This window comes from Micromonospora sp. NPDC048907, from assembly GCF_055586885.1.
The window spans coordinates 48,965-75,457 of the sequence record NZ_JBVJHI010000009.1 but is presented as its reverse complement, the minus strand read 5'-3'; the positions used below and the strand labels follow the sequence as shown (position 1 = coordinate 75,457).

21 protein-coding genes are annotated in these 26,493 nt (G+C 73.0%); 10 read left to right on the top strand and 11 right to left on the bottom strand.

The window, feature by feature from the left end; translation table 11 throughout:
- The first annotated feature begins 58 nt into the window (after positions 1-58).
- The gene (locus tag ACZ6PY_RS26675; RefSeq protein WP_466076698.1) at positions 59-604 is read left to right on the top strand and encodes a DoxX family protein; all 546 of its coding nucleotides are present in this window, start codon (positions 59-61) and stop codon (positions 602-604) included.
- 204 nt (positions 605-808) lie between these two features.
- Positions 809-2,245 (top strand): glycosyltransferase 87 family protein, encoded by a 1,437-nt coding sequence (locus ACZ6PY_RS26670; RefSeq protein WP_466076695.1) that lies wholly within the window; start codon positions 809-811, stop codon positions 2,243-2,245.
- Positions 2,246-2,248: 3 nt separating this feature from the next.
- On the opposite strand, the gene ACZ6PY_RS26665 is transcribed toward ACZ6PY_RS26670, so the two are convergent.
- The 4 genes from ACZ6PY_RS26665 to moaC all read right to left on the bottom strand — a co-directional run bounded on the left by ACZ6PY_RS26665 (position 2,249) and on the right by moaC (position 5,048).
- Positions 2,249-2,677: a molybdenum cofactor biosynthesis protein MoaE gene (locus ACZ6PY_RS26665; protein ID WP_466076692.1), complete on the bottom strand. Its 429-nt coding sequence runs from the start codon at positions 2,675-2,677 to the stop codon at positions 2,249-2,251.
- A 115-nt stretch (positions 2,678-2,792) separates the two neighbouring features.
- A complete protein-coding gene (locus tag ACZ6PY_RS26660; protein WP_466076689.1) occupies positions 2,793-4,052 on the bottom strand; it encodes a molybdopterin molybdotransferase MoeA in 1,260 nt (419 codons plus the stop codon).
- Positions 4,053-4,089: 37 nt separating this feature from the next.
- Complete coding sequence (locus ACZ6PY_RS26655; RefSeq protein ID WP_466076685.1) at positions 4,090-4,560, bottom strand: MogA/MoaB family molybdenum cofactor biosynthesis protein; 471 nt, start codon at positions 4,558-4,560, stop codon at positions 4,090-4,092.
- Positions 4,557-5,048 (bottom strand): cyclic pyranopterin monophosphate synthase MoaC, encoded by a 492-nt coding sequence (gene moaC / locus ACZ6PY_RS26650; RefSeq protein ID WP_466076682.1) that lies wholly within the window; start codon positions 5,046-5,048, stop codon positions 4,557-4,559. The genes ACZ6PY_RS26655 and moaC overlap by 4 nt, the downstream gene beginning before the upstream one ends.
- A gap of 742 nt (positions 5,049-5,790) precedes the next feature.
- On the opposite strand from moaC, the gene ACZ6PY_RS26645 reads away from it, so the two are divergent.
- The 5 genes from ACZ6PY_RS26645 (at position 5,791) to ACZ6PY_RS26625 (ending at position 11,554) form a co-directional block, all read left to right on the top strand.
- The gene (locus ACZ6PY_RS26645) at positions 5,791-8,331 is read left to right on the top strand and encodes a putative bifunctional diguanylate cyclase/phosphodiesterase (protein ID WP_466076679.1); all 2,541 of its coding nucleotides are present in this window, start codon (positions 5,791-5,793) and stop codon (positions 8,329-8,331) included.
- A gap of 59 nt (positions 8,332-8,390) precedes the next feature.
- Positions 8,391-9,746, top strand: coding sequence for a glycosyltransferase 87 family protein (locus ACZ6PY_RS26640; protein WP_466076676.1), 1,356 nt, complete (start codon positions 8,391-8,393; stop codon positions 9,744-9,746).
- The gene (locus ACZ6PY_RS26635; RefSeq protein ID WP_466076673.1) at positions 9,743-10,375 is read left to right on the top strand and encodes a phosphoribosyltransferase; all 633 of its coding nucleotides are present in this window, start codon (positions 9,743-9,745) and stop codon (positions 10,373-10,375) included. Before ACZ6PY_RS26640 ends, ACZ6PY_RS26635 begins: the two co-directional genes overlap by 4 nt.
- Before the next feature lie 23 nt (positions 10,376-10,398).
- Positions 10,399-10,788: a TFIIB-type zinc ribbon-containing protein gene (locus ACZ6PY_RS26630; RefSeq protein ID WP_466076670.1), complete on the top strand. Its 390-nt coding sequence runs from the start codon at positions 10,399-10,401 to the stop codon at positions 10,786-10,788.
- Positions 10,789-10,870: 82 nt separating this feature from the next.
- Positions 10,871-11,554 carry a maleylpyruvate isomerase N-terminal domain-containing protein gene (locus ACZ6PY_RS26625; protein WP_466076667.1) on the top strand — a complete coding sequence of 228 codons (684 nt, stop codon included), beginning with the start codon at positions 10,871-10,873 and terminating at the stop codon, positions 11,552-11,554.
- Positions 11,555-11,768: 214 nt separating this feature from the next.
- Here ACZ6PY_RS26625 and dnaB read toward each other — a convergent pair whose 3' ends face one another.
- Complete coding sequence (gene dnaB, locus ACZ6PY_RS26620) at positions 11,769-14,588, bottom strand: replicative DNA helicase (protein WP_466076664.1); 2,820 nt, start codon at positions 14,586-14,588, stop codon at positions 11,769-11,771.
- 394 nt (positions 14,589-14,982) lie between these two features.
- Here dnaB and ACZ6PY_RS26615 point away from each other — a divergent pair, with 394 nt between their 5' ends.
- Positions 14,983-16,527, top strand: coding sequence for a hypothetical protein (locus tag ACZ6PY_RS26615; protein WP_466076661.1), 1,545 nt, complete (start codon positions 14,983-14,985; stop codon positions 16,525-16,527).
- Positions 16,528-16,602: 75 nt separating this feature from the next.
- Here ACZ6PY_RS26615 and rplI read toward each other — a convergent pair whose 3' ends face one another.
- The 4 genes from rplI to rpsF form a co-directional block, all read right to left on the bottom strand.
- Entirely contained in the window at positions 16,603-17,049 is a 447-nt protein-coding gene (rplI, locus tag ACZ6PY_RS26610; protein ID WP_151460617.1) for a 50S ribosomal protein L9, read from the bottom strand.
- A gap of 14 nt (positions 17,050-17,063) precedes the next feature.
- On the bottom strand, positions 17,064-17,303 hold the full coding sequence (gene rpsR / locus ACZ6PY_RS26605) for a 30S ribosomal protein S18 (protein ID WP_013289355.1): 240 nt from the start codon (positions 17,301-17,303) through the stop codon (positions 17,064-17,066).
- A 41-nt stretch (positions 17,304-17,344) separates the two neighbouring features.
- Positions 17,345-17,875 carry a single-stranded DNA-binding protein gene (locus tag ACZ6PY_RS26600; protein ID WP_172967885.1) on the bottom strand — a complete coding sequence of 177 codons (531 nt, stop codon included), beginning with the start codon at positions 17,873-17,875 and terminating at the stop codon, positions 17,345-17,347.
- Positions 17,876-17,955: 80 nt separating this feature from the next.
- Complete coding sequence (rpsF, locus tag ACZ6PY_RS26595) at positions 17,956-18,246, bottom strand: 30S ribosomal protein S6 (protein ID WP_046563719.1); 291 nt, start codon at positions 18,244-18,246, stop codon at positions 17,956-17,958.
- A 646-nt stretch (positions 18,247-18,892) separates the two neighbouring features.
- Here rpsF and ACZ6PY_RS26590 point away from each other — a divergent pair.
- Both ACZ6PY_RS26590 and ACZ6PY_RS26585 read left to right on the top strand, forming a co-directional pair.
- Positions 18,893-19,675, top strand: coding sequence for a deoxyribonuclease IV (locus ACZ6PY_RS26590; protein WP_466076656.1), 783 nt, complete (start codon positions 18,893-18,895; stop codon positions 19,673-19,675).
- Entirely contained in the window at positions 19,672-21,876 is a 2,205-nt protein-coding gene (locus ACZ6PY_RS26585) for an ArnT family glycosyltransferase (protein ID WP_466076653.1), read from the top strand. The genes ACZ6PY_RS26590 and ACZ6PY_RS26585 overlap by 4 nt, the downstream gene beginning before the upstream one ends.
- A 15-nt stretch (positions 21,877-21,891) precedes the next feature.
- Here ACZ6PY_RS26585 and ACZ6PY_RS26580 read toward each other — a convergent pair whose 3' ends face one another.
- Positions 21,892-23,451 carry a glycosyltransferase family 87 protein gene (locus ACZ6PY_RS26580; protein WP_466076650.1) on the bottom strand — a complete coding sequence of 520 codons (1,560 nt, stop codon included), beginning with the start codon at positions 23,449-23,451 and terminating at the stop codon, positions 21,892-21,894.
- Positions 23,452-23,575: 124 nt separating this feature from the next.
- A complete protein-coding gene (locus ACZ6PY_RS26575; RefSeq protein WP_466076647.1) occupies positions 23,576-26,407 on the bottom strand; it encodes a transglycosylase domain-containing protein in 2,832 nt (943 codons plus the stop codon).
- Positions 26,408-26,493: the final 86 nt, after the last annotated feature.

Below are 26,493 nucleotides of genomic sequence, written 5' to 3'. Positions count from 1 at the left end.
CCGATCCCTTTCGAGTGTTGCGGGGGTGGCGGGGGCCGCAACGGGGTATGACTGAGCCATGAAGCCCGTGCGCTCCCTCGCCCGCGTCATGTTGAGCGGCATCTTCGTGGTCAGCGGCGCCCGCAACCTGCGGAACCCGGGACGGCTGGTCCCGGCCGCGCAGCCGATCACCGAGAAGGTCACGCCGCTGCTCCAGAACATCAACCCCCGCATCCCCACCGACACCGCGACGCTGGTCCGGGCCAACGCGGCCACCCAGCTGGTCGGCGGGCTCATGCTGGCGACCGGCAGGTTCACCCGGCCGGCCGCACTCGTCCTCGCCGCCACCCTGGTGCCGACCACCGCCGCCGGCCATCCCTTCTGGAACACCGAGGACCCGGCCGCGCGGAACAACAACCAGATCCACTTCCTGAAGAACCTCGGACTCTTCGGCGGTCTCCTCCTCGCCGCCGCGGACACCGAGGGCAAGCCGGGGCTGCGCTGGCGCACCGGCCACCGGATCAACCACTCGCGCCGCTCGGTGAAGCGCGCGGTCCGGACCGCCCGCCGGGAGGCGAGGATCGCCGTACGCTCGGCGGCCACCGCCCGTCGAATCCCCGGCTGACCTGCATCAATACGGCCGCCACCCCCCGCAAGGCCGCTAATCACCTGAACCGTCCGAGACCCGTTAACGCGGTGGAAATGTCAAAAACACGTGTGGGATCGGACACGGTCGCATAACGCGGGAGGCACTGACGTGAGGCGCCGTTCTAGGCTCCGTGCTGGACCTGGACGGGCAGGACGACCTTGGTACGGGGGTGGCCACGCCATGCCGACGACAGTCGGTAGACGGATGGACCGCCTCGCTCCCCTCCAGCGCGTCACGCGCGGGATCGACGGCCGGACCGTCGTGCGGACCGGCATCGTGGCCGCCGTCGCCTACGCCGCCTGGCTCGCCATCGGCGCCTTCGGGCGGCCGTACAACTTCTTCGACATGAAGATCTACCACGGCGCCGTGGTGTGGTGGGCGAGCGGCAACGAGCTGTACGACTTCATCGCCCCCTCCACCACCCTGGGCTTCACCTACCCGCCGTTCGCCGCCCTGGCCATGCTGCCGATGTCCTGGCTGCCGGTCGACGCCGCGGGCGGGCTCAACGCCCTGGCCAGCATCGCGGCGCTCGCCGTCGTGCTGGCCGCGCTGCTGCGCCCCATCGTCGACCGGCTGGGCTGGTCGCTCTGGTTCACCGTCGGCATCGCCACCCCGCTGGCCGTCGCCATCGAGCCGTCCCGGGAAACCCTCGGCTACGGCCAGGTCAACCTGCTGCTCTTCGCGCTGATCATGGCGGACCTCGTCGGCCTGCGCTGGCGGGCCCGGCGCGGCACCCACCACGACACCGCCGACTCGGCGCTGGCCCGGTTCGTCTACAGCGGCACCTGGGCCGGGGTCGGCATCGGGCTGGCCACCGCGGTCAAGCTCACCCCGGCGCTGTTCCTGGCCTACCTCGTGATCACCCGGCAGTGGCGGGCCGCGCTGACCGCCGTCGCCACCACCATCGGCGTGACCCTCGCGACCTTCGGCCTGGTCGGCGCGGAGTCGCGCACGTACTTCACCGACGTGCTCTGGCAGACCGAGCGGGTCGGCGCTGCGGACATGACCGCCAACCAGTCCCTCGCCGGCCTGCTGGCCCGGCTCTACGACTCGATCGAGACGCCCGGCCTGCTGTGGCTGGCCTTCGCGGTGCTCATGCTCGCGCTCGGGCTGTCCCGGGCGGCCAGTGCCCGCGCCGACGGCGACGAGCTCACCGCGTTCACGCTGGTCGGGCTCACCGCCAACGTGGTCAGCCCGATCTCGTGGTCGCACCACCTGGTCTGGGTCATCCCGGCGATCATCGTGCTGGCTGACGCCGCCGTACGCCGCCGCGAAGCCAGCCGCGGCGTGCTGCCCCGGGCCACCGGCACGCCGCCGGCCACCGGGGTGCCGGCGCTGCGACCGCCGATCTGGTACCCGACCCTGACCGGGCTCCGGCACGGCGTCGGCGCGCTCGGGCTCTACCTGCTGTTCCTGATCTCACCGATCTGGCCGTACGAGCACCAACTGCCCGAGGTGTCCCACTACCAGGACGGCCTGTTCGGCGCGCTCATGGAGAACTCGCTGGCCCTCGCCCTGATCGTGCTGGTCGCGGCCCTGCCGTGGCGCCCCGGCGCGGAGCCGGCCTTCTACCACGACCGGCTCGCCCGGGTGGCGCAGCCCGCCGGCCGGCGCTGAGCCTCAGGGGCAGTTCACCCACTCCTCGGTGCCGTCGGAGAACACCTGCCGCTTCCAGATCGGCAGCCGCGCCTTCACCTCGTCGACCAGTCGCGCGCACGCCGCGAAGGCCGCCGCCCGGTGCGCGGTGCTGACCGCCGCCACCAGGGCCACGTCGCCGATCTCCAACGGGCCGATCCGGTGCGACACGGCCACCGCGTACACGTCGGGGTCGGCGGCGATCTCGGCCGCCACCTCGCGCAGCACGGCCTCGGCGGTCGGGTGGCCCTCGTACTCCAGCAGCATGACCGTCCGGCCGTGGTCGTGGTCGCGGACCGCGCCCTGGAACGAGACCACCGCTCCGGCCCGGCGGTCGGCGACCGCGGCCTCGTGCGCGGCCAGGTCCAGCGGCCGGTCGGTCACCGCGCCGAGCACGACCTCGCCCGCGCTCACTGTTCCTCCTCGGTTCGCGACTGCGGGGCTCGCAAACCCCGGCTCACTCCTCGCGCTCACTGGGCCTCCCCGGTTCGCGACTGCGGGGCTCGCAACCCCGGCTCACTCCTCGCGCTCACTGGGCCCGCTCCCCGGGAGTCAGCGGCAGCGGCACGAGCGGCACCCGGTCGCCCGCCGCGCCGCTGGTGCCCGGCCGGATCACCGCGAAGCCGTCCGCGCCGGCCAGGCCGCGCAGCATCGCCGAGCCGACGTGGCGGACCGGGTGCGCGGTGCCGGCAACCGGGTCCCACCGCACCAGGGCGAGGTGGGTGTGGTCGCCCCGGCCCGGGACCGGCTCGGCCAGGGTGACCTGCGGCAGCACCGGCATCGGCCGGCCCTGCAGGCCGGCGAGCAGCGGCGCGACCAGCGACACCAGCGCCACGATCGCGGACTGCGGGTTGCCCGGCAGGCCGGCCACGAAGCGCACCCGGCCGTCGCCGTCCACCAGCCGGGCCAGCAGCATCGGGAAGCCCGGCCGGACCGCCACGGTGTTCACCACGTAGTCGGCGCCGAGCGTCTCCAGCGTCGGGTGCAGGTGGTCGACGGGGCCGTGCATGGTGCCGCCCGTGGTGCAGACCAGATCGGCGTCGGCGAGCGCGGCGCGCAGCGCGGCCACGTGGGCGGGGAGGGTGTCGGCCACCGGACCGACCACGTCGGCCGGGCGCACCTGGCAGCCGTACCGGCGCAGCCAGGCGGGCACCGCCGGGCCGAGCGCGTCCCGGACCCGGCCGGCCCCCGGCGGGCCCGCGGTCAGCAGCTCGTCACCGAAGACCAGCAGCGCGGCGCGCGGCCGGCGGCGGACCCGCAGGGTGTCGTGCCCGCAGGAGGCGGCCAGGCCGATCACCGCCGGGTCGACGGGCGTGCCGGCGGGCAGCAGCTCCTCCCCGGCGTACGCCTCCTCGCCCGGCTGCCGCCACTCCGGTGCCGGCCGGGGCGTGCCGGCCACCCGGCCGTCGTCGGTCCGGGTCGACTCCTCGATCCGGAGGATCGCCGTCGTGCCCTCGGGGACCATGGCGCCGGTGGCGATCTCCACCGTGCTGCCGGCGGCCTCCAGCGGGGGCGGGGTCTGCCCCGCGAGCACCCGGCCGACCACCTGCCACGGGCCGTCCCCGCGCACCGCCCAGCCGTCCACGCTGGAGGTCGGGAACGCGGGCAGGTCGGTGCGCGTCGTCAGCGGCTCGGCCAGGGTGTGCCCGTCGGTGTCGGCGAGCGGCCGGCCGGCGGTGGGGAGCGCGGCGGCGAGACCCACCGCATACACCCGGGAGCGGGCCTCCTCCCACCCGGCCGGCGGCGGCGCGGCGACCCCGGCCGCGGCGGCTGCGGTTTCCGTGCTCATCGGCCGAGCCTAGCGCCGGCGCGGCGGGGGTGTGTGGTCAGTGGTCGCCGCCGCGGAGCTGGTCGACGGTGTGCCGCAGGATCGGCCCGAGCACCGCCAACCCGTCCTTCGCCCCGCCCCGCGACCCGGGCAGGTTGACGACCAGCATCCGGCCGGCCACCCCGGCCAGCCCGCGCGACAGCGCGGCCGTCGGGACGGCGTCCCGGCTGTGCGCCCGGATCGCCTCGGCGATGCCGGGGATCTCGTAGTCGAGCAGCGGGCGGGTCACTTCGGGGGTGCGGTCGGTCGGGGTGACGCCGGTGCCGCCACTGGTCACCACCACGTCGACGCCCTCGTCGCGGGCCGCCCGCAGCGCCGCGCCGACCGGCTCGCCGTCGGGCACCACCACCGGCTCGTCGGTCTCGCAGCCCAGCTCCCGCAGGCCGGCGACGAGCAGCGGGCCGCTGGTGTCCGCGTAGACCCCGGCGGCCGCCCGGTTGGAGGCGACGATCACCCGGGCCCGGATCACGGCCGGTCCTCGGGGCGGACCCACTCGCCGGTCTTGCCGCCCTCCTTGCGCAGCACCCGGACCGCGTCCACGGAGGCCGCCGGGTCCACCGCCTTGACCATGTCGACCAGGGCGAGCCCGGCGACGGCCACCGCGGTGAGCGCCTCCATCTCGACGCCCGTCCGGTCGGCGGTTTTCGCCGTGGCGGTGATCTCGACGGTGTCGTCGGTGAGGCACAGGTCGACGGTGACGCCGTGCAGGGCGATGGGGTGGCAGAGCGGGATCAGGTCGGGGGTGCGCTTGGCCCCCATGATCCCGGCGAGCCGGCCGACGGCCAGGGCGTCACCCTTGGGCAGCCCGTCGCGGCGCAGCAGATCCACCACCTCGGCGGTGGTGCGGAGCCGGCCGGCGGCGACCGCGAGCCGGCCGGAGATCGCCTTGGCGGAGACGTCGACCATCCGGGCCGCGCCGGCCGGGTCGACGTGGGTGAGCTGCGCGGGTTCGGTCACGGCCGCGAGCCTATCCGTCCGGTACGACCGGACGCGGGCTTCGGGCCGTCGGCGGGGAGGGGCACCGCGGCCTCTCCCGCACCTGCCGCCGTCGACTCGCTGAGGGGTAACCGGACGGTGGAGGCGTGGTCGCGCTGCTCTCCACCCCGGACAGCCCGGCGCGATGGGTGACCGGGATGTTGTCGTCTGCCCAGCGAGACCTGGGCCGGCCCCCACCACCCCTCAGGAGCCCCCCAGGAGCCGGACGTCCACCAAACCCTTTCCTCCGCAGTGCCGAATTGAATAACCACTGCATTTCCCGCCAATATATGCAGAAGACGCCTTAGCGGAAGATTGTGCGCGATCCGCCGCACGACTTCAAAAGATATCAGAGAGCGACGACATTTTTCCGGTCCGTGGACCTGCGGGGTGTGATGCAACCCCGTGCCCGAACGACTAGAGACATCGCGCATGGGGGACTCGATAATCCCATTGGAACGTCGCTCTAATACGCGTTCAGTCTTCAGGCAAAGACACTGAGTGACAAGATGCGGCGGCATTAGCGCATTCTGCGCATATGGACATCTAATGTTACCAACTCGGCCTAAACGTCATAAGCTGTCGTGCGTCGGTGGGGGTCGACGACAACGGCTCCGCAGGATCGAGCGAAGGGCTGAGCACATGCGCGGCAACGACTGGCTCTGAGGGATCTTTCCGGGCGCCTGAGCGCCCCGTACAGTACGGGTGCACGCACCGCTACGAGATGGGCGCGGTGGAGGGCCAGGACGTGACTCGCACCCTTGCACGCGACAATGGGACCGATCGGCGGCTACGGCTGCTAGTCGGTCTCGTCGTGTTTACCGCCGGCGTCTCGGCGCTGGTCAGCATCCGACTGATTGACAGCCGGGGTCTGGTGACCGAGGCCAACCTCACCCGGGCCGTCGCACTCACGTTTCTGGTCGCCGTCGCCGCGACCGTCAATGTCCGCATCCGCATCCGCGCCACCACTCACGGCATCTCGTGGACGGACGCCGCGACGGTCGTCGGGCTGGCGGTCGCCCCCGTTCCGTGGGTGATCCTCGCCACCGGTGTGGGCGTCGGGATCGCCCGCGCGATCACCCGGCTGACCCCCGTCAAACTGGCCTTCGGCATCGCCAAGGAGATGACGCTGGCCGCCGCCGGCGGACTGGTGCTGGTCACCGCCGGCTGGACCTGGCCGTGGTCCGGGTCGATCAGCCGCTCGCTGCCCGCCCTGGTGCTGGCCTACCTGACGGTCGTGGTGCTCGACGAGCTGCTCATGTTCCCGGTCCTGGCGTTCGCCACCGGGACGCCGATCCTCAACCGCTTCCGGCAGCAACTCGACCTCCGGTTGGCGAGCGTGCTCGCCCGCTTCTCGGTGGTCCTGTCCACCCTCCTCATCCTCCGGATCAACCCCACCTTCCTGGTGGTCGTCCCACCCCTCGTTCTGAGCCTGCACCTGGCCAACTCCAGCCGGGTGCGCAGCCGGGCCGAACGGGAGGCCTGGCAGCGCCTGGCCCGCACCACCGACGCACTGAACGTGGTCGACCTCGACCAGGTGCTCACCACCGCGGTCACCCAGGCCACCGAACTCTTCTCCGCCGACGAGGTGGACATCGAGCTGCGCGAGGAGGGGCGCTTGGTCCGGGGGGCCGGCGGAGCCATCACCCTTCGGGGACCGGCCGGCACGCCCAGCGCGATCGAGGGCTCGGTGCTCACCACCCGCCTCGAAGGGCACGACCAGACCGCCGACATCGGAGTGCTGCGGCTGCGTTTCACGGGGCCGGTCACGCTGTCCGAGCGCGAGCAGTACACCCTGCGCACCTTCGCCTCGGCGCTCTGCACCGCCGTCCGCAACGCCCAGGCGTACGCCGAACTGGCCCGGATCGCCGACGAGCACGCGTACGCCGCCACCCACGACGCGCTCACCGGGCTCTCCAACCGGCGGCACCTGCTCGACGAGGGCACCGAGCAGCTCACCAACCGGCACGCCGACGGCGTCACCGCTCTGGTGCTGATCGACCTCAACCACTTCAAGGAGGTCAACGACACCCTGGGGCACGGTGCCGGCGACCGGGTGCTGATCCAGGTCGCCGACCGGCTGCGTGGCGCGGCGCGACGCGACGACCTGGTGGCCCGCCTCGGCGGCGACGAGTTCGCCGTGCTGCTGCGCGGCCTGCCCGCCCCGGCCGTCGCCGCGCACCGGGCCGAGGCCCTGCTGGCCGCGCTGCACGAGCCGCTCGACCTGGACGGCATGCGGATCAGCGTGGAGGCCAGCGGCGGCATCGCGGTCGCCCCGGCCAGCGGCGGGATGCCCGAGCTGCTGCGCCGCGCCGACGTGGCGATGTACCAGGCCAAGCGGGCCGGCCAGCGGGTCGCCACGTACGCACCGACCCGCGACACCGCCGACCTGGGCCGGCTCACCCTCGGCGGCGAGCTGCCCCGGGCGGTCGCCGACCACGAGTTCATCGTCAACTTCCAGCCGATCGTCGACCTGGGCAGCGGCGAGGTGATCGGCGCCGAGGCGCTGGCCCGCTGGCACCACCCGACGCACGGCATGATCGACCCGCTGCGCTTCCTGGAGGCCGTCGAGCGCTCCGGGCTGCTCCCCGCCTTCGCCGAGGCGATCCTCGACCAGGCGCTGATCGCCGCCGGCTCCTGGCGGGACGCCGGCTTCGACCTGCCGGTCTCGGTGAACGTGTCGCCGCGCAGCCTCCTCGACGCCCGCTTCCCCGGCGCGGTGCTGGCCCGGCTCCGGGCGCACGACCTGCCGCCGGACCGGCTGGTGCTGGAGCTGACCGAAACCCTGACGCTCAGCCAGCTCGACGTCGTCGACCGGGTGCTCAGCCGGCTCCGCGACTCCGGCGTACGGCTCGCGCTGGACGACTTCGGCACCGGCTACTCCTCGCTCTCGCTGCTCTCGCGGATCCCCGTGCACGAGCTGAAGATCGACCGGAGCTTCGTCACCGCGATGGAGAGCGCCGCCGAGGCCGCCGCGGTGATCCGCTCCACCCTGGACCTGGGCCGCAGCCTCGGCCTGACCGTGGTGGCCGAGGGCGTGGAGAGCGAGCCACAGCGGCGAGCCCTCTGGGAGCTGGGCTGCGCCGCCGGGCAGGGCCACCTGTTCGCCCGGCCGCTGCCGTCCGGCGCGCTCCTCGCCGCCCTCCAGCGCGGCGCCGGCGGGCGGCCGGGCGCCCTCGCGCCGCCCCTGCACGACGCCGGCGCGGTGATCCGCCTGCCCGGCCGCCGCACCGGCGGCGGACGCAACCGCACCGCCACCCCCTGACCACGACCCGCCAAGATCCGCAGGCCGGGACGCCGTACCCGTCTGCCAGACTGGCCCGCGTGACCGCCGACGCCGACCGGACCGCCCCCGCCCTCCGCCGCTGGCAGGCGATTGACACCGCCGCCGGCGGCCTCGCCCTCGACGTGGGCCTCTACGCCGTCTCCGCCGCGTTCGCCGCCGTCACCGCCGTCACCTCCACGCTCCTGCCGCACCGCGCCTGGGGCACCCTCGCCACCATCGGCTACGCCCTGGCGGCGCTCGCCGCGACCGCCCAACTCCTCGCCCGGCGCCGGCGACCCGGCACCCGACTCGCCGGGCTGCCCGCCCGCTGGGCGGTCACCGGCTTCGCCTGGGCCACCACCACCCTGCTCCCGGTGGTCGCTCAGAGCATCCAACGCGCCGGCGGCCGGACCGACCGGGCGCAGGAGGAAGTGGTCGTCGTCGAGCACGCCGGCGCGCGGCTCGCCGAGCACGGCACCCCCTACCTCGGGCACGACGCCATCGCCGCCCTGCCCCCCGGCGAACAGCTGCTCGGCTACACCCCCTACCAGCCCGGCATGGCGCTGTTCGGGCTGCCCCGGGCCGCCGCCGACGCCTGGTGGACCGACGCCCGGGTCTGGTTCGCCCTGGTCACCGCGCTGGCGCTGGCGACCGCCGTGCACACCCTGCGGACCACCGCCGGCCCCGCGGCATCCCGGCCCGGCGCCGCCGTGCTGCGCGCCGCGCAGGCCGCCACCGTCCTGCCGATCTGCGCGCTCACCCTGGCCACCGGCGGCGACGACCTGCCCGTACTCGCGCTCTGCCTGCTCGCCCTCGCCCTCGCCGCCGCCGGCCGGCCCGGCCGCGCGGGCCTCGCGGTCGGCGCGGCCGGCGCGCTGAAGCTCTTCGCCTGGCCGGTCGCCGTCGTGCTGGTCTGCTGGGCCGCCACCCGCCGCGCCGGCCTCCGCACGGCCCTCGGAGCCCTCGGCCTGCCGGTCCTTGCGCTGCTCCCCGTGCTCCTTGTCGACCGCGACGCCCTGGTGGAGAACGTGCTGCGCTTCCCCCTCGGGCACGGCCTCGTCACCAGCCCCGCGCAGTCCCCGTTCCCCGGCCACCTCATCGCGAGCGCGCTGCCCGCCGGCCGGCCGGTCGCCGCCGCCCTGCTGGCCGCCGTCGCCGTCGCGATCGCCGTGCGGCTGCTGCGCCGCCCGCCGCGCACCGCCGCCGCCACCGCCCTGATCTGCGGGTACGGGCTGCTCGCCGCGATCCTGCTGATGCCCTCGACCCGCTTCGGCTACCTGCTCTACCCCATCGCCCTGCTCGCCACCGCCCCCGCCCTCGCGCTCGCCGGCCACCGCCCCGAGGCCGCCCCCCAGCCGTCTTTCCCGGCAACTGGCCGGCACGGCCCCGGCGGAGGGCGTAGACCTGAGGCATGACCACCTACCGCGACCGGGCCGAGGCAGGACGCATGCTCGCCGACCAGCTCGGCGAGCTCGCCGGGCGACCCGACGTCATCGTCCTCGGGCTGGTCCGCGGCGGCGTACCCGTCGCCCAGGTGATCGCCCAACGGCTCGGCGCGCCGCTGGACGTGCTGGTGGTCCGCAAGCTCGGCATGCCCTGGGCGCCCGAGGTCGCGTACGGCGCGCTCGGCCCCGGCGGGGTGCAGGTGCTCAACGAAATGATCGCCGACCGGATCGACGCCGACGAACGCGCCGAGGTACGCCGGCGCGAGCAGGCGGAACTGGACCGCCGCGAGCAGCTCTACCGCGGCGACCGCCCGCAGCTCGACCTGGCTGGCCGGACCGCCGTCATCGTCGACGACGGGCTGGCCACCGGCGCCACCGCCCGCGCCGCCGTGCAGGTCGCCCGGCACCTGGGCGCCGCCCGCGTGGTGGTGGCCGTCCCGGTCGGCTCCGACCAGGCGTACGAGATGCTCGCCGCCGAGGCCGACCAGGTGGTCTGCCCCCAGGTCCCACCCGACTTCGCCGCCGTCGGGGCCTACTACGACGACTTCCACGAGGTCGCCGACCACGAGGTGACGCAGGCGCTCACCGCCACCGCGTGAGGTGACCGGGTACCTTCGGTGTCATGCAGCTCACCTGTCCCAAATGCCATGGAGAGATGCGCCAGTACGAGCGCAGCGGAGTGATCATCGACCAGTGCGGCGAATGCCGCGGCATCTTCCTCGACCGCGGCGAGCTCGAAAAGCTGTTCGAGGCCGAGGCGAACTGGAACCAGCAGCACGGCGCGCGGCAGGCCGCGCCCTCCGGAGGCGGCTACGCCCCGCCCCCGCCGCCACCGCCCGCCGCCGCACCCCACCAGCCCGGCTACGGCGCCGTCCCGCCGCCTCCGCCCCCGCCCGGCCACGGCTACCCGCAGCCCGCCTACGGCCACGGGCAGCAGCAGCACTACGGCTACCACGGCCACTACCGCCGGAAGAAGAAGCACGGCGGCTTCCTCGGCGAACTGTTCGACTGACCGTCACCACGCCGGGCCGGCGACCCACCGGCCCGGCGCCGCCGTCGTGCCGACCCCGCCACGCCGTGGCAGGCTGCACGACATGACCGCGATCCGGCCGCACGAGGCGCTGGCGCAGGCGTACGACGGCATCACCGCCGTCGTCACCCGACTGGACGACGCCGGCCTGCAACGCCCCACCCGCTGCCGGGGCTGGCTCGTCGCCGACCTGCTCTTCCACGTGCTCTGCGACGCGCAACGGGCGCTGGTCGCGCTCGCGAGCCCGGCACCCGGGCCCGCCGACGTCGACGACGTCAGCTACTGGCGGGCGTTCACCCCCGGCGGCGACGACGAGGCGAGCGTCAAGCACGCCTGGTGGGCCCGGCGCTCCGCCGCCGCCTTCGACCGGCCCAGCGGCGTCGTACGCATCTGGTCCGACACCGCGCCCGCCGCCGTCCGCGCGGCCGCCGCCGCCGACCCCGACGGGCACGTCACCACGCAGGGGCACGTGCTGCGCGTACCGGATTTCCTCGCCACCCTCACCACCGAGGCGGTCATCCACCACCTCGACCTGGTGGTGGACCTGCCCGACGCTCCGCTCCCGGCCGAGGCGCCCACCCGGGTGGCGGTGGCGACGGTGGACGGCCTGCTCAGCGACGACGCCGTCCGGCCGATCGGCTGGGACGACCGGGACTACCTGCTCAAGGCCACCGGCCGGGTGCCGCTCACCGACCGGGACCGGCTGGAGCTCGGCGAGGCCGCCGGCTGGTTCCCACTGCTCGGCTGACGTCGGACGCTTTCGATTCAGGCCTTCTCGCGCTGCCGCTCAACCATTCTCGGCGCCCACGCGGCGGGGCGGCACTCCGTTGCGACGGAGGACGCCCGGATCGCCTGCCTCGTCATGTCGTAACGCAGGCCGATGGCCGTGATGGTCTCGCCGCCGGTCGCACGGGCGAGGATTTCCTCCCGTTCAGCAGGAGTCAGCCGGCGACCAGCCCGGGTCATACGATGGCCATGTCCACGAAGCGCGACAGGTGGAGTTGAGCCGCCACGGTCACCGTGTCGGTCGGGCCGTTCCTGTGCTTGGCGACTATGAAGTCCGCCTCGCCCGCCCGCGGCGACTCCTTGTCGTAGTAGTCGTCGCGGTGCAACAGCAGGACAACGTCGGCATCCTGCTCAATTGATCCCGATTCACGCAAGTCGGACAGCTGGGGGCGCTTGTCGGTGCGCTGCTCCGGGCCACGGTTCAGCTGGCTCACCGCGATCACCGGGCACTCGACCTCCTTGGCCAGCAGCTTGAGGCCACGCGACAGGTCCGCGACCTCCTGCTGCCGGCTCTCGGTGCGCTTGGGCGAGGTCATCAGCTGGAGGTAGTCGACCACGATCAGCTTGAGGTCGTGCTTCTGCTTGAGCCGCCGTGCCTTGGCCCGGATCTCCATGAGGTTCATGCTCGGCGTGTCGTCGACGAAGAGCGGCGCCTCGCTGATCTCGCCCATGCAGCGGGCGAGCTTGGTCCAGTCGTCGTCGGAGAGCTGGCCGCTGCGCAGCACGTGCAGCGGCACGCGCGCCTCGGCCGAGAGGAGTCGCATGACGATCTCGACCTTGCTCATTTCCAGCGAGAAGATCGCCGAAGCCTGGTTGTAGCGGATGGCCGCGTTCCGGGCGAAGTCCATGCTCGCCGTGCTGTTGTGCGTCGGAATCATGGACCGGCCAGCCAGATAGAGGTGGTCGGGGTTGTCCACGGTCACGCAGCGCACCGGGACGCTGGGCACCGGCCGGACGTCCACGATGAAGCGGGAGGTCGTCCGGACGTCCGAGGCGGTCCGGCGCAGCGCCGCGTGCGCGGTCCGCTTCCGTTCCAGCCGGAATACCGGATCGGGCGTGGAGAAGTTCAGGGTGTAGGCCGTCGATGACGCCTCGGTCCGCCCGCGGACCTGCTTCTCGTTGACCGTGCACCGGTAGCCGAGGCCGACCACGAGTTCCCGGACGCCCTCGATCAGCCGTCGGGAGGTGGACGTGTACTGGAGGTTCCCGGTCGGTGCGGCCGTGCCGTCGGTGTCCATCAGGCCGGCGAGCAGCGCCCGGCGCTGTGCCACCGATGCCCGCAGGTACTCCTGCGGGATGTGCTTGTCATAGGCCACCCCGGCCCGACGGAGCAGGGCCAGGAAGGAGCCGTTCCGGCTGTGGCAGCCGGCGCACCGGCGGGTGGCCGGATTCTCCCGGAGCGCCCGGGTGGAGCCGCCGCAGTCGACGCACGTCCCGTCGGGACTCGCCGCGGAGGCCGGAAGCAGGATGGTGAAGACCATCGGCCCGCTGGGGCGCACCACGAAGCCGTCCTGCGCCACCAGGTCGACCATCTCGGCGTCCGCCGTGGTGAAGCGGCTGGCTCCGGTGTGCCCGTCGCCGAGCCACACCCCCAGGGTGTACGGGGGGACGACCAGCTCGCGCTCCGGCAACTGGAGCGGCGCGCAGTTCTCCACCGCGTGGTTCAGCCGGCGGTCCGCCGTGTCGGTCCGGAGCGTCGCGGCGATCTGGGCGGTCGTCACCACACCGCCGTGGCTGGTCCGGACACTGCTGTCGGCCTGCCGCTCGGCCCGCTCACGGAGCCCGTTGAGGAGCGCTCCGGCGGGGTAGCCCGGCGTGGTCCAGTTGCGTACCTTGCCCCCCCGGCTCACCGGGCGGCTCACCCGGCCGTTCGCACCGACCTGCCGGGCCACGACGTGCAGAACGTTGCGGAACTCGGGACCGACCTGGTCGAGGGTCTGCGCGAGGGTGACCAGGCGGTGCGGCTCGACACCCGCCGCCGCCTCGACGGCCCGCACTCTCGCGAGGGAGGTCTCCGACCAGTGTCGGCGGGGTGGGGCCTCGGTCTGACGGCGGCTGGCCCGGGTGGTCGTCTTCCACAGGTGTTCGGCGTCGGCCACGATGACGGAACCGTCGGAGAACTCGACCTCGTAGCAGGGGCGGTCGTACATCACGTCGAAGACGTTGGTGATGGTGGTCGGGGTGCCGTCCGCCGCCAGCAACTGGTCCCCGAGGCGTACCTCGCCCATCGTGGTCCAGCCGTCCGGAGTGGGCAGCGGGGTGTCGAGCGCCAGCGCCTTGCCCAAGCCAGGCCGGCCAGCCACGATGATGAGCTGCCCCGGGTGGAGGCCGTTGAGCAGTCGGTCGAGGTCGCTGAAGCCGGTCGGGACACCACTCATCACCCCGCCCTGCGCGCCCACCGCCTCGATCTCGTCGAGCGTCGGCTGGAGCATGTCGGCCAGGACGGCGAAGTCCTCGCTGACCCGCTTCTCGGTGACCTCGTAGACGGCCTGCTGGGCGAGGTCGACGATGTCGTCGACGTCGCGGCTGCCGCCCTGGCCGGTGCCGTAGCCGAGCTGGACGATCCGGGTGCCGGCCTCGACCAGCCGGCGGAGCACCGCCCGCTCGCCGACGATCCGGGCGTAGTAGGCCGCGTTGGCGGCCGTGGGGACGCTCGCGATGAGCGTGTGCAGGTAGGGCGCGCCGCCGATCCGGGCCAGGTCGCCGGAGTCGGCGAGCGCCGCGGCGACGGTGATCGGGTCGGCCGGCTCGCCGCGGCCGTAGATGTCGAGGATCGCGTCGAAGATGGTGGCGTGCACCGGGCGGTAGAAGTCGTTCGACTTGAGGATCTCGACGACGTCCGCGATGGCGTCCTTCGAGAGCAGCATGCCGCCCAGGACGCACTGCTCGGCGGCCACGTCCTGGGGCGGGGTCTTCTCGAACTGGCCGTCTCTCTGCGCCGGGGTGGGCTGCTGCCCCCCGGCCCGCTCCGAGCGCGTCTCGTCGGTGACCGACACGGGTCCCCCCTTGCTGCGTCGGATCGGATCCAGCTCTACCGCCGGGGTGTGACAAGTTCCGCCGACCCTCCGGTCGATCGGGGGCCATCGCCCGGACGGTCGGGGGACCACGATACGGAACCCGAGGTCAGCCACTCAACAGCACCGGTGGACGAGCCTCGGGACAACCTGTGGACGCCGGTGGGCAGGCATGTGCGCAGGGTGTGCACAGGGTGTGGATAAGTGATGGGGAATTTGGGCACGCTCGGCTCTGACCTGCGGTTTTACGATCCCCACCCTGTGGACGGAAGATTTCGGGTCGAGCTTGGCCGCCGTTCGTCCCGTACTATCTTGGCGAACGGCTACACCTGGACTGCGGATTGCACTTTCGGTCGAGAAGGGTCACGCTCCCGCCGTGAGAAACCGGGACTGGGGAAGCGGGGAGGGCAGCCCGCGCGAGCGCCGGCCGAGCGCCTCCTGGGACGCTCCCGCCGGTTCGCTTCCGGCCGGTTCGTCCGCCGCCTCCGAGAGCTACCGCACGCCGAGTCGTCGGCGTGCCGTCGAGCGCGGCCAGGACGAGCCGGTGGACGCCTATCTTCCCCGGTGGGCGCTGGAGTCCGGCATCCGTCGGGCCGACGGCGGCGGTCGGCACGCCGCTCGCGACGACGACGAGGACGTCGACCCGCCGTACTCGGGCGGGGGTTGGCGGTCGGACACCGGCTGGCGCCGCGAGGACGACCGCCGTGATCTGCGGGCCATCGGCGCCGGCCCGGTGTCGGAGCACACCGCCGAGTGGACCCTGGACACCCCGCAGGACCAGGGGTACGTCGGGAGCCGGCGCGCCGACGGGATCGAGGGTGAGCCGGTCTCCGGGGTGGCCCCGCGCAGCCGGCCGCGCCGGGCGGCGACCCGGCGGCCCCAGGTGACGTGGTCGGGGCTGGAGGAGGCGCCCGCGTCGGGCGACGACGGCGACCGGTGGGACGCCGAGCGGCCGACCCGGCGGAGCCGGCGCGCGACGACGGATTCGTGGTCGCGGCCGGCGGTGGACCCGTGGGAGCGCGGCCGGGCAACCGAGCCGGACCCGGCGGAGCAGCCGGCGGTCGACCCGTGGGACGCGTCGGGCGTGCACGCGTGGGGTCGTCCCGCCACGGCCGGCCGCTGGGATCAGGCGGAGAGCCGCTGGGACCGCACGGAGCACACCGGTCAGTGGGACCGGTTCACGGATACCGGCCAGTGGGAGCGGCAGGCCGACACCGGCCCGTGGGACCGGGTCCGGGAGGCTGGCGCCCGGGACCGGTACGCGGAGGTCGACCAGTGGGATCGGACGGCGCCGCCGGTGCCGGTGCGGGAGGGTTGGGCGTCGCCGGAGCGGGCGGAGGCGTTCTGGTCCGGGACGCGGCTGGCCGGTGACGATCCCCGCTGGACGGAGACGCCGCCGTCGGCCCCGCGGTCGCCGATGGTCGCCGCGCCCGTGCCGCGTCCGGCGCCCCGCCGTCGCCCGGTGCAGCCGGTGGTCGCGGGGCGGGCCGGGGCGTCGGCGCCGCGGCGGATGGAGCCGGTGGGCGGCGGGTCGTGGGGCCGCCCGCTGGAGGACGACCTGCTCGATCCGGATCCGGGTGGGCCGCTGCGGTCGCTGGTCTACACGGCTTCGTGCTACCTGGTGCCGGCGTTGCTGCTCATCGTGGGGTTGCTGTTCCTCGACGGGCAGCCGCCCGCGGGGTGCGTCACGGACATCACCGGGGGCGGTTGTGACTCGCCGCGGGCGCACGCCATCGCCTCGTTGGTGGCGGGGGCGCCGCGGTTCGGGTTGGCACTGCTGAGCAGTCTCGTGGTGGCGGTGGTGCTGCGGCGGGTGGGCACGACCTGGCGTTCGGCGACGGTGGCGCTGGCGGCGGCCGTGGTGGGCGGCGGGCTCTCGACCGTGGTGATCAGCGCGGTGACGGGCCAGCCGATCGGGTGACGGCGTAGCCCCTCCGACATGCGGAAGGGCCCGCACCGGATGTCGGTGCGGGCCCTTCCGTCGTGCTGGGGTGTGTCAGCCCTTGACCACGTTCAGGTCGAACTTGGCGCTCACCTCGGGGTGCAGCCGGATGCTGACCGGGTAGGCGCCGAGCGACTTGATGTGGCTGGGCAGCACCAGCCGACGACGGTCCAGGGTCGGGCCGCCGGCCGCCTTGACGGCGTCGACGATCTCGGCCGGGGTGACCGAGCCGAAGAGCCGCCCGCCGTCGCCGGCGCGGGCCTTCAGGTTGACCTTCAGACCCTCGATCTGGGCCTTGACCTCGTTGGCGTGGTCGAGGTCGCGGATCTCGCGGGCCGCGCGGGCCCGCTGGATGACCGTGACCTGCTTCTCCGCGCCCTTGGTCCAGGCGATCGCGAAGCCCTGCGGCAGCAGGTAGTTACGGCCGTAGCCGTCCTTCACCTCGACGATGTCGCCCGGGGCACCGAGGCCGGACACCTCCTGAGTCAGGATGATCTTCATATCGGTGCCTCCTCTCAGCGGGTCGTGGCCGTGTACGGCAGGAGCGCCATCTCGCGGGCGTTCTTGACCGCACGGGCGATCTGCCGCTGCTGCTGCGAGGTGACGCCGGTCACCCGCCGAGCGCGGATCTTGCCGCGGTCGGAGATGAACTTGCGCAGCAGCGCGGTGTCCTTGTAGTCGATGTAGGTGATCCCGTCCTTGTCGAGCGGGTTCACCTTCTTCTTCGGCTTGCGAAGTGCCGCAGCCTTGGCCATTGCTCTTGCTCCTGGTTTGCGATCGCGGGCGCTCGGCGCCATTAGAACGGGGGCTCCTCGTCGAAGTTTCCGCCGCCCGAACCACCGCGCGAGGGAGCCGGTGCAGCCGAAGCCCAGGGGTCGTCGAAGTTGCCTCCGCCGCCACCCTGGCCACCACCACCACCGAAGCCGCCGCCACCGCCGCCCGATCGGGACATCTTCTGCACCTTCGCCGTGGCGTAGCGCAGCGACGGGCCGATCTCGTCGACCTCCAGCTCGATGACGGTGCGCTTCTCACCCTCGCGCGTCTCGTACGACCGCTGACGCAGCCGGCCGGACACGATCACCCGGGCGCCGCGCTGCAGCGACTCGGCGACGTTCTCGGCGGCCTGCCGCCAGACCGTGCACGAAAGGAACAGCGGCTCGCCGTCCTTCCACTCGCCGGACGCCTTGTCCATGAAGCGGGGCGTCGAGGCGACCCGGAACTTGGCGACCGCCGCCCCGGAGGGGGTGAACCGCAACTCGGGGTCATCGGTCAAGTTGCCGATGACCGTGATGGTGGTGTCTCCTGCCATGACCATCTCCTCGCGCACTCATCTCTGTGCCCTACAGGCTCTCAGAGCCCTCCGACAGCGTCGATGAGGCTTGATCCGGACGTGCCGGGTCTAGATGCTCAGCGCATCTCCGGGCGGATGACCTTGGTGCGCAGCACCGACTCGTTGAGTCGGAGCTGACGGTCCAGCTCAGCCACGGCCTCCGGCGACGCCTGGAGGTCGATGACGGCGTAGATGCCCTCGGCCTTCTTGTTGATCTCGTACGCGAGGCGCCGGCGGCCCCACACGTCGGTCTTCTCCACCGAGCCACCCGCGGTCCGGATCACGTTCAGGTACGTGTCGAGCGACGGGGCGACGGTGCGCTCCTCGAGGCTGGGGTCGAGGATCACCATGACTTCGTAGTGACGCAAGACGTGCTCACCTCCTGTGGGCTAAGCGGCCACGGTCCTTCCGTGGCAGGAGGTCGTGCGTCGTTGCCGTGACCGGTGCCGGGGGAACCCGGCCGGACGCGGACAACCGGACCAGGATACCCGGTCCCGACGATCATGCCCGGGCCGGTCGTCCACGGGGTCCGGGCGCGGTGACAGGGGCCCACCTTCGGCGTCGCGTGCCGGAAGGTGGGCCCCTGTCCACAGGGCCGCGGGGCGTCCCGTCCGCATTCCTTGGGTGGGACCTGGGGAGGAACGACCACACCGATGAGGTTGGATCGAGGACGCCCCGCGGAGCTTTATCGTGTTGTTACCTGGTCTGACCATACAACGGCTCTCGTCACCTCTTGGGGGAAATGGAGGAATTCGCCGGACTGGTTCGGTGGCCAGTCTCCGGGTCTGACGAGCGAGGATCCCGCCCCGTCGTGCCGGGCCGCACGGCGGGGCGTCCCGTTACCGGGGGCCTCCGCCTCGCCGCACGCGCTGTGGACCCGCGTCCGGCCGGAGCGTCGACCATCGATCCCACCTCGGACAACGACCACCGGGCCGGCTGGTGACGCGATCCGTACCACGGAACCCCCGCGCGCGGGAGCCCCGCGCGTCGGGGGCGCGACGTAGGCTGCCCTGCATGCGAATCGGAGCCCACGTCGATCCGACCGACCCGCTGGCCGAGGCGGCCGCCCGGGACGCCGAGGCGGTGCAGTTCTTCCTCGCCGACCCGCAGGGCTGGAAGGCCCCGAAGCCGCGGGAGGACGCCGAGCGCCTGCGGGCCGCCGACGTCGACCTCTACGTGCACGCGCCGTACGTCATCAACGTGGCCACGCTGAACAACCGGATCCGCATCCCCAGCCGCAAGCTGCTGCTCGGCCACGCCGCCGCCGCGGCGGCGGTCGGCGCCAAGGGGCTGATCGTGCACGGCGGCCACGTCAACGCCGGTGACGACCTCGCCGTCGGCTTCGACAACTGGCGCAAGACCTTCGCGTACGCGGCGGACTCGGGCGGCTTCCCGCTCCCGATCCTCATCGAGAACACCGCCGGCGGCGACAACGCCTGCGCCCGGCACCTGGACGCGCTGGCCCGGCTCTGGGACGCGCTCGGCGACTACGAGGTGGGTTTCTGCCTCGACACCTGCCACGCGCACGCCGGGGGCGAGGAGCTGCTGGGGCTGGTCGACCGGGTGAAGGCGATCACCGGCCGGATCGACCTGATCCACGCGAACAACTCCAAGGGCACGTTCAACTCCGGTCAGGACCGGCACGACAACCTCACCGGCGGCACCATCGACCCGGAGCTGGTGGTCGCGGTGATCCGGGCGGCGGGCGCGCCGGTCATCGTGGAGACGCCGGGCGGCGTCGAGGGCCAGGCGGCCGACATCGCGTTCCTGCGCGGGCAGCTGGGCACCGCGGCATGACCACCGAGCAGTCCGACGCGACCGGCGGCCGGGCCGACAGCGACCCGGCGCCGGCCACGGGCGACAGCGCGTCCGGCGCGAAGCCGAAGGCGACCGCCCGCCGACGGGTCCGGAAGAAGGGCGGCACGGCGGGCGCGGACGCGACCTCGACCGGGCCGGGGGACGCGCCGGCGCCGACCGCCGAGGCGGGCCGGAACGGTGACCGCGCCGAGGGCACCGAGGGCACCGCCGCGGCGGAGACCGCCGCGGCCGCCACCGCCGGCGGCACCGGCACGGCCGACGAGGCCGACGAAGACGAGGGCGGTACCGGCAGCCGGGCCGGAGCCGACGGCGAGGCCGGGTCGGACACGGCGGCGAAGGACGGCACGGCCGGCCCGGGCACCGCGGGAAAGGACGACGAGACCGGGGCCGCCGGCAAGGACGCCGACAAGCCGGCCGATCCCTGGACGGCGTTCGGTCCCGCGCCCGACCCGGTGCTCAGCCGGCCGCGCCGGGTGGTCCGCGCGGTCGGCCGGTCCCTGGTGCACGAGTGGACCCTGGCCGCCGTCGCCTCGCTGGCGCTGGCCGTGCTGATGACCTGGCCGACGCTGCGCTACCCGCGCTACACCCTGCCGCAGGACTACTGGGATCCGAGCCTCCAGGCCTGGCAGATGGCCTGGTCGGGCCACATCCTGCTGACCGACCCGGCGCAGCTGTGGAACTCGAACACGTTCTTCCCCGAGCCGTGGAGCTTCGCCTTCTCCGACACCCTGCTCGGCTACGCCCCGGCCGGCATGATCGGGGTCGGCCCCGAGGACGCCCTGCTGCGCTACAACATCATGTTCGTGCTGGCGCACGCCCTCGCCACGTTCGGGGCGTACGCGCTGGCGCGGCAGCTCGGCGCGGGCCGGATCGGCGGGGCGGTGGCCGGGGCGAGCTACGCGTACGCCCCGTGGCTGCTGGCCCAGGCCGGGCACCTGCACATCATCTCCAACGGCGGCATCCCGCTGGCGCTGGCCATGCTCGCCCGCGGTCACGGCTGGTCGCTGCGGCACGGTTACCGGCCCCGGCGCCGGCACGCCGGCTGGGCGTTCGCGGGCTGGCTGGTGGCCGCCTGGCAGCTCAGCCTCGGCTTCGGCATCGGGCTGCCGTTCGCGTACCTGCTGGCCGGCATCGTGCTGGTCTCGGCGGTCGTCTGGTTCGCGCGGCGGCGCCGCGGGAAGCGTCCCTTCGGTTGGCGGCTGCTCCTGGCCGACCTGCTCGGCGGGCTGGTCTTCGCCGCAGTGGGCGCGCTGCTGGCCGTGCCGTACTTCACCGTCGCCGAACAGCATCCGAACGCGGCCCGGACGCTCGGCGAGATCCAGCTCTACTCGCCGCCGGCCAGCGGGTTCTTCACCGCCCCGGCGGAGTCGCGGGTCTGGGGTGAGCTGCACGAGGGCGCCCGGGCCGTGCTGCCCTGGCATCCGGAGATGACGCTGCTGCCCGGCTTCGCGCTCTACGCGCTGGCCGCCGGCGGGCTCTTCTTCTCGGTCTGGCGGGTCCGCCACCGGCTCTTCCTGCTGGCCGGGGTGCTGGTGACCATGGCGCTGGCGATGGGCACCCGGTTCCTCGACGGCCGGTTCACCTACGTGCCGCTCTTCGAGCACCTGCCGGGCTGGAACGGGTTGCGTACCCCGGGCCGGATGATGCTCTGGACGACGCTCCTGCTCGGCCTGCTCGCGGCCGGCGCGGTCACCGCGTTCTGCGCCCGCGTACGCGAGCTCGCCGCCGAGCGGGTCCCGCCATGGCCGGGGCCGTGGCTGCGACTGGCCACCCTCGTGCCGCTGCTGCTGGTCGTGGTGGAGGGGTTGAACGTGACGCCGCATCCGGTGGTGCCGCAGCAGCCGGCGGTGATGCGGACCGTGGACGGGCCGATGCTGGTGCTGCCCAGCAGCCAGAACCTGGACCAGCCGGTGATGCTCTGGTCGACCGACCGGTTCCAGCGGATGGTCAACGGCGGCAGCGGCTTCACCCCGAACTCCCAGGCCCAGGTCCGCGACGCCACGGTCAGCTTCCCCGACTTCGGCAGCGTCGACTACCTGCGGAAGCTGGGCGTGAAGAACGTGGTGGTGCTCCGCGACCGGCTCGGCGGCACCCCGTGGGAGGGGATGCTCGACCGGCCGGTCGACGGGCTGGGCGTGACCCGGGAAGAGGTCGGCGACGCGGTGGTCTACCGCCTCTGACCGGGTGTCCACCGGTCAGGCGGTGACCGCCTCGGCGGGGCGATCGGCGGCGGTGCCGTGCCGCCAGCGCTGGTACCAGGGCGCGTCCTGCGTGCCGTCGAGCACCCCGCCGTCCGGGTCGTCCGCGTAGGTGTCCCGCACCGCGTCCCGCTCGGGACGCAGGATGTCCCGGATCACGAACCCGCAGAGCACCGCGACGGTGATCAGGCGCAGGCTGGCGGCCAGCACGAAGACGCCCTCGGGGAAGACCGGCCGGGTGGTGGCCGCGCCGAGCAGCTCGCCGTAGAAGGCGGCGAAGTAGCAGACCTCCGCGAGCTGCCAGGCCAGGAAGGCGCCCCAGCGGGGGCGGGCGAGCACGGCGAGCGGCAGGAGCCAGAGCACGAACTGCTGGGACCAGACCTTGCTGAAGATCAGGAAGGCGGCGACCACCAGGAAGGCCAGCTGGGCGAGCCGCGGGCGACGCGGTGCCAGCAGCGCCAGCGCGGCGACGCCGACGCAGGCCAGCCCGAAGAGCAGGTACGACAGCCAGTTGAGGGTGGAGATGTGCGCGTTCAGCCACTCGAAGGGCCCGAGGTCACCGGGCGCGGAGGGGCTGATCCTGCCGTCCAGGTAGCGGCCGATGTACCAGAGCGTGCCCCAGTCGATCGCGCGGGTGGTGTTCAAATCGAAGAAGCGTTCCCAGTTCTCCCGGTAGGGGATCGCCACCGGCAGGTTGACCGCGATCAGGGCCACCGCTCCGGTGGCGGTGGCGGTGAGCGCGGCCCGCAGGCGGCCGGCGCGCAGCGCGAGCACGAGGATCGGGCCGAACAGGAAGAGCGGCCACATCTTCGCCGCCCCGGCCAGGCCGAGCAGCACGCCGGCGGTGGCGGGGTGGCGGCGCGCCCAGGCCAGCAGCCCGAACGCGGCGAGCCCGACGGCGAGCAGATCCCAGTTGACGGTGGCGGTGAGCACCAGGGCCGGTGAGAGCGCGAAGAGGGCCGCGTCCCACGGTCGTCGGCGGCGCAGGCTGAGGATGACCGCCACGGTGGCGACGGCGAGCGCGCTGAGCACCAGCGCGTTGAGGTTGTAGAACCACTGCCCCTGGTTGATGCCGGGCCGGTCCACGCCGAGGGCGTGCACCGGCAGCCCGATCGCGCCCATGAAGTAGCCGGTCAGCACCGGGTACTCCACCGGGTGGTCGGCGTAGGGGACCTTGCCCTCGTTGAGCCCTTCGGCGTAGTAGAGGGCGAGCACGTCCGTGTAGCACATCCGGGTGTACTGGACGTTGTTCTGCCAGGCGCCGTCCTGGCAGGGGGACTTCTGCACCCAGTGCAGGGCCAGCGTCAGGCACACCAGGGCCAGCACGATCCGGGCCGCGGTCCAGAACCGGCCCTCCCGGCCGGGAGGCCGGTCCAGGGCGACGGCGTGGTCACCCAGCGGTCCGCCGATCAGCTCGGCGGCGCCGCGGACGAAGCCGTCCGAGCGGGACGGGTGGTCCACGACGGCGCCGGGCCGCGGCGCGGCCTCGGACGCGCCGGACCGGAGGTGCCGTTCGGAGCCGTTCTCGTCGATGCCTGCCGTCGACTGGGTGCTCATGGAGAGGCATCCTGCCGTACGCCGGGCCCCGCCGTCCCGCCTCGCGCGCACAAATTCCGCTCCGCGAAACGCCGACGGCGGCCGGACCAGGTGGTCCGGCCGCCGTCGTGGCCTACCGCGAGCGTCAGTATGTCTGGCGGGTGGCTGGTGTACTCGGTAGCAGGCCACCGCCTCGGCCGCCGGTGTCGCCCGGTCCCGGCGGGAGGCCCGGCCCGGTGTTGCCACCGTTGTTGCCACCGTTGTTGCCGCCGTTGCCGCCGCCGTTGTTGCCGCCCGGGCAGAACAGGCCCAGCGGGTCACAGCCCGGCTGCTGGCCCGGCAGCGGCAGCTCCGGCGGCGGCGCCGTGCCGTTGCCGGTGTCGTCCTTGCCGACGTGAGCGGCGGGCGGGAAGTCCATCTTCTCCTCGCCCTTGAGCGCGTCGTTCATGAAGCGCTGGAAGATGGCGCCGGGCATCTTGGCACCGCTGATGTCGTTGCCGTTCTTGTCCTTGATCGCCTTGCGATTCTTGAGATTGCCCACCCAGACGGCGGTGGCGAGCTGCGGCGTGTAGCCGATCATCCAGGCGTCGCCGTTGCGGGTGCTGCCGTCACCGAGTTCCCAGGTACCGGTCTTCTCGGCGACCTTCCGCCCCTCGTCGAGCGGACGATGTGAGGACTTGGCCGGATACTGCTCCAGCACGGAGGTGACGTCGGCGACGATGTCCGGGTCGATGCGCGGCAGCGGCTTGAGCTTCTCCCCGCCGACCGTGTCCCACTTGCCGGTGTCCGGGTTCTGCTTCTGCACCAGCTTCACGAAGTGCGCCTTGTTGTAGATGCCCTGATTGGCGAAGGTGGCCACGCCGTTGGCGTGGTCGAGCACGGTGATGGGGTACTGGCCGTAGCCGATGACGTGGAAGAAGGGCGACGGTGCCAGATCCTTCGGGTCCGCCTTGGTGAGGTCGTACGCCTTGACGGTGTTGGTGTCCCACATCGTGGTGACGCCGGCCTGCTTGGCCATGTCGAGCACCTTGTCGGGGCCGATCTGCTCGGTGATGTAGTAGAACGGCACGTTCAGCGACTTGAGGGTCGAGATCTCGAGAGTGCAGGAATCGCCGCAGGAGACCTTGTCCGCACCGGCGTTACTTACCTTGAACTTCGTGTCCTTCGGGGTGAACGCCGAGCCCTTCCACCGCGACTTGATCGAGATGCCCGCCTTGAGGGCCGCCGCCAGAGTGTAGATCTTGAAGCTCGAACCCGGTGAGTGGCCTCCGGAGAGCACCCCGTTGTCCACGTTCTTACCGGCATAGTCGGTGCCGGTGCCGTTGTCCCCGCCGTAGTAGGCGCGCACCGCCCCGGTCTTCGGGTCGATCGACACCACGGCGGCCATCAGGTTCGTCGGCTGCTTGTACAGCTCCGAGCCCTTCTTGGCCCGCTGGGCGGCGTCGAGCGCCGCCTCCTGCATCTTCTTGTCGATGGTGGTGGTGATCTTGTAACCGCCCCGGCTCAGCGCCTTCGCGCAGAGCGGCTTCTTCTCGGTGACCTCGGCCTCGTTGTCGGTGCAGAGGTTCATCTCCCGCAGTTCCTGGGAGACGTAGTTGACGACGTTGCCGTACGGGGTGTCGATGCCGAACCCGCCGCCGTTGTTCTTCGTGGGCTTCTTCAGCGTCTTGGTCGGGTACTCGGTGGGGTGTGGCGGCATGTTCGGCGCGTCGAGCCACTTCTCGGTGATCATGCCGTTGATGACGTAGTTCCACCGGTCCAGCGCGGCCTCTTGGTTGATCGCCGGGTCGTAACCCTTGTGCGTGGCGCTCGGCTCGGGCTGCTTGATGAGCGCCGCGAGCACCGCCGCCTCCGCCACGGTCAGCTTGGAGACGTCCTTGCCGAAGTACGTCTGCGCGGCCGCCTGGATGCCGTACGCGCCCCGGCCGAAGTAGATCACGTTCAGGTAGTGCTGCATGATCGTCTTCTTGTCGTACCGGTCGTTCAGCTTGGAGGCGAGGATCGCCTCCTTCACCTTGCGGCCGTACGTGTCCTGGTTCAGGTTGTCGAAGGCGTTGCGCGCGTACTGCTGGGTGATCGTCGAGGCGCCCTGCTTGTCGCCGCCGCTGATGTTGTTCCAGGCGGCGCGGGCGATGCCCTTGTAGTCCACACCCGAGTGCCGGTAGAAGTTCCGGTCCTCGGCCGCCGCGACGGCGTGCTGCACCCACTCCGGGATCTGCTCGATCGTGACGAGCTGCCGGTTCTGGTCACCGATCTTGGCGATGGCCGTCTTGCCGGTCCGGTCGTAGATGGTGGTCGACAGCGGCGGGATGGTGTCCTCGGGCAGCAGCACCTTCTGGGAGTACCAGGTGAAGCCGACCACGCCCATGCCGGCGAGCATGATGAAGACGGCGAACCCGGCGATCATCATGTTGATCCGCCGGCGCTTCTTCGCCCGGGCCCGCGACGCCGGGTCGTCCCCGCGGCCACCGCGACCCCCGCGACCCGGGCCGGTCGGGCCGCCCGGCCCACCGGGGCCGCCACCGGCCATGCCGGGCACCCCGGCGCGGGCCACCGCGGCCCGGCCACCCACTGCCGCCGAACCGACGCTCGCCCGCCCGGCCGTGCCGACGCTCGCCGCGCCGACCGAGGCACGCCCGGCGGGGCCGGCCGGGGAGATCGGCACGGAGGCGCGGCCCGCCCCGGCGCGCCCGGAGGCGCCAGGCGCCGGCGAGACGGGCACGGAGGCGCGCCCCGGCCCGGCCCGGCCCACCGAGGCCGAGCCGGCGGCGCCACGAGGTGCCGAGGCAGCGCCTCCGACCGAGGCCCGGCCGCCGGACGCGGAGCCGCGCGGCGTCACGGAGGCCCGGGCCGAGGCAGCGCCGTCGGACCCGGAGGACCAGCCGTTCCCGTGCGGGCTCCCGGGAGAACCGGGCTCGCCGTTCGGGCCCGGGATCTGGGCCCGCCCACGCGAAGAACTGGGATCGCCGTAGTTCATTCCTCACACCCTGCCGGTCGCGGTGGGGCGCGGGCGCGCCGCCACCGGGTTGCCGTGAGATGGAACACGAGACGCTACACCCCGGG